Annotated in this window: 4 protein-coding genes; all 4 read left to right on the plus strand. The window is 74.2% G+C overall.

The features are described 5' to 3' along the window. Positions 1-74: 74 nt before the first annotated feature. The gene (locus E1281_RS42760) at positions 75-206 is read left to right on the plus strand and encodes a hypothetical protein (protein WP_279433691.1); all 132 of its coding nucleotides are present in this window, start codon (positions 75-77) and stop codon (positions 204-206) included. Between the two features lie 93 nt (positions 207-299). Continuing rightward, positions 300-1964 carry a thiamine pyrophosphate-binding protein gene (locus E1281_RS38465; protein WP_131884621.1) on the plus strand — a complete coding sequence of 555 codons (1665 nt, stop codon included), beginning with the start codon at positions 300-302 and terminating at the stop codon, positions 1962-1964. Between the two features lie 8 nt (positions 1965-1972). Then, the gene (locus E1281_RS38470) at positions 1973-2518 is read left to right on the plus strand and encodes an HD domain-containing protein (protein ID WP_131884622.1); all 546 of its coding nucleotides are present in this window, start codon (positions 1973-1975) and stop codon (positions 2516-2518) included. A gap of 10 nt (positions 2519-2528) precedes the next feature. Then, positions 2529-3672: zinc-binding dehydrogenase (locus tag E1281_RS38475; RefSeq protein ID WP_131884623.1), on the plus strand; the 1144-nt coding region annotated here is incomplete at its 3' end.

Raw genomic sequence — 3672 nt, forward strand, 5'->3', positions numbered from 1 at the left:
GCCCGGCCCACCGCTTTCGGGCCGCTCCCTCTCCACGCTCCCGGTCCGGCCCTTCACACTCTGTGCCTCACGCCTTGATGCTTGCGCGCTCCCAGGCGGCCCGGACCCCGACCACGGTGCAGATGGTCGGCGACCTCGTCATCCTCGGCCTCGTGACCAGGATCTTTCTGGAGGCCATGCGCCGCGGCGTCGAACGCCGCAGCTGAACGACCGGCCGCGGCAACCGACCGCACCCCCTTGACTGATGGCTTTCTTTTATAAGATAGTCCCACCAATGCGGTACGCGTTGGGAGGCGCTCATGCGGGTTGCCGAGGCGGTGGCGGGGGCGCTCGCCGCGCAGGGTGTGTCCTGCCTGTTCGGTGTGCTGGGCGACGGGAACCTGCCGATCCTGGACGTGCTGGTCCGCGAGCACGGCGCGGACTACGTCGCGGCGGCGCGGGAGGACGGCGCCGTCCTGATGGCGGACGGGTACGCGCGGGCCGGGGGACGGCTCGGTGTCGCGACCGTCACACACGGTCCCGCGCTCACCAACGCGGTCACCGCGCTGACCGAGGCCGCGCGAGCCGAAACGCCGGTGCTGCTCGTGGCCGCCGACACGCCGCCGGGTGACCGCCGGAATCCGCAGGCCATCGACCAGCAGGACGTCATCCGCCCGAGCGGGGCGGGCGTGCAGCAGGTGCATTCGGCGGAGTCCGCTGTGGGGGACGTGGTACTCGCGGTCAGGCGGGCGCTCACCGAGCGGCGGCCGATCGTCGTGAACGTCCCGACCCCGCTGCTGCACCTGGAGGCCGGGGAGGGGCCCGGACCGTTCCGGGAAGATCACCCGCCGGCGCCGCTGCCGCGGACCGAGGAGGTGGCGCGGGTCGCGGCGGCCCTCGCGCGGGCGGAGCGGCCGGTCATCGTGGCCGGGCGCGGGGCCGCGGGGGCGAGGGAGCAGCTCGTCGCGCTGGGGGAGCGGACGGGCGCGCTGCTGGCCACGACGCTGAAGGCCAAGGGCCTGTTCGGCGGCGAGCCGTTCGACGTCGGCGTGTGCGGGGGCTTCGCCACGAAGATCGGACGGGAGCTGATCAGGGCCTCCGACCTGCTGCTCGCGGTGGGGGCCGGGCTGAACTCGTTCACCGTGGACGGTGGGCGCATGCTCGCCGGCGGCCCGGTGATCGTGCACAACGACGTCCGGCCCGAGGCGTTCGACGCCTGGACGCCCGCCGACCTGCGGGTACTCGGCGACGCCGGAGCCTTCGCGGCGATGCTCGCCGAGACGGCCGAACCGAAGACCGGGTGGCGGACCGGCGAGACGACGCGGCGGATCGGCGCGTACTCCTACGAGACCGAGTACCCCGACGGCAGCGACGAGACGGGCCTCGACCCGCACACGGTGGTCGCCGCGCTGGAGCGGATGGTCCCGCGCGAGCGGACGCTGGTGGTCGAGGGCGGCCACGCCGCGCTGTCGGAGCCGAGCCGGGGCCTGTCGGTGCCCGACCCGTCGGGGTTCGTGTTCCCCGTGAACTTCGGGTCGATCGGGCTCGGGCTCGCGTCGGCGATCGGCGCGGCGACCGCCCGTCCCGACCGGGTGACGCTCGCCGTCACCGGCGACGGCGCGCTGATGATGAACCTCGCCGAGCTGGACACGGCGGTGCGGCGGCGGCTGCGGCTCGTGGTCGTCGTCATGAACGACGCGGCGTTCGGCTACGAGTACCACAACATGCTGCACCGGGGCATGGACACCGGTCTGTCGCTGATCCCGCGGCCCGACTTCGCGGCGGTCGCCCGCGCGTTCGGCGCGCGGGCGGCGACCGTCCGGACGCCCGGGGAGCTGGACGACATCAAGGGACTGATCGCCGACCCGTCCGGGCCGGTGCTCGTCGACGCGCGGCTGACCAGGGCGGTACGGACGCGCTGGTTCGCCGAGCACGAGAACGGCCTTGACCCCGCCGAGCCGGAGTTCCGGCCGCGCTACCGGTAAGGAGGCACATGTTCACCCGAATGGACGAGGGCACCCGCGACGAGTGGATGCACATCCGCCGCGAGACCCTCAAGACGCAGGACGACGCACCCGACCGCGTACTGCCGATGCTGTCCGCGCTGTCGGCGTTCAGCGACGGGTTCGCGGTCGACCAGCTCCAGCACTCGCTGCAGACCGCCGCGCACGCCGAGGCGGCGGGCGCGGGCGACGAGATGGTCGTCGCCGCGCTCTGCCACGACATGGGCAAGGTGATCTCCACGGCCAACCACGCCGCGGTCGCCGCCGAGATCCTGCGGCCGTACGTGTGCGAGGAGGTCTACCAGGTCATCCACGCCCACCAGACGTTCGAGGCGGCGCACTACGGCCACCACTTCGGCTGGGACCCGGCCGAGCGGGAGGTGTTCAGGGACGAGCCCTGGTACGCCGAGGCCCTCCGGTTCGCCGACGAGTGGGACCAGGTCGCCTTCGACCCCGGCTTCGACACCCCGCCGCTGGAGCACTTCGCGCCGCGCGTCCGCCGGGTCTTCGGCGGCATCCGGACGATCACCAAGTGACGGCGGGCAGATGAGCGGGGTGGGCGCCGCCCGGGCGGTTCTCCAGCGTTCCCCGCGCACCCTCGACCTGGTGGAGCTGCCGCTGCCCGACATCGGGCCGGACGAGGCGCTCCTGCGCGTCGAGGCGTGCGGGATCTGCGGGACGGACGTGGAGGAGTACAGCGGCGCGCTGTTCGACACCATCGGCCCCACCTCGCCGTTCGTCCCCGGGCACGAGCCGGTCGGGCGGATCGCGGCGATCGGCGCGCGGGCGGCGCGGCGCTGGCACCTCGCGGAGGGCGACCGGGTCGTGGTCGAGCCGGCGCTGCCGTGCGGCGCGTGCCGCGAGTGCCGGACCGGCCGGTACGTGCTCTGCGCCGGCTGGGACCACTACCCGATGAGCTACGGTTTCGTGCCCGCCAAGATCCCGCCCGCGCTGTGGGGCGGGTTCGCCGACCACATGTACCTGCACCCGAACTCGGTCGTGCACCGGGTTCCGGACGCCGTCGACCCGATCACCGCCGCGACGTTCAACGCCCTGGCCGCCGGGGTCGAGTGGGGCGTGGAGGTGCCCGGCACCCGCGCCGGCGACTGCGTGGTCGTGCTGGGCGCCGGGCAGCGGGGGCTCGCCTGCGTGCTGGCGGCGCGGGCGGCCGGAGCCGATCCGGTGATCGTCACCGGGCTGGCCGCCGACCGGCACAAGCTCGACCTGGCGCTCGACCTGGGCGCGACCGCCGTCGTCGTGGCCGATCAGGACCCCGGCGGGCACGCGGCGGACAGCGGGGTGCCGGCGAGGGTCCTGGAGCTGACCGGCGGCGAGCCGGCCGACGTGGTGATCGACGTCGCGTCCCACGACCCGACGACCGTGCTGGACGCCATGAAGATCGTCCGGCGCGGCGGGACCGTGGTCCTCGCCGGGCTCAAGGGCGGCAAGCCCGTACCCGGCTGGGTCAGCGACGACGTCGTCACCAGGGGGCTGCGCGTCCAGGGCGTCCGGGCGGTCGGGCACACCTCGTTCCGCAGGGCCGTCGCGCTGATCGAGGCGGGCGGCCACCCCTTGCACCGGCTCGTCACGCACACGTTCGCCCTCCCGGACGCCGCCGAGGCCATCGAGACGCTCGGCGGCAACCGTCCGGGGACCGCGCCGGTCAGCGTCGTCATCACCCCCGACCCCG

It is taken from the genome of Actinomadura sp. KC345, assembly GCF_004348515.1.
Taxonomy (GTDB): Bacteria; Actinomycetota; Actinomycetes; order Streptosporangiales; family Streptosporangiaceae; genus Spirillospora.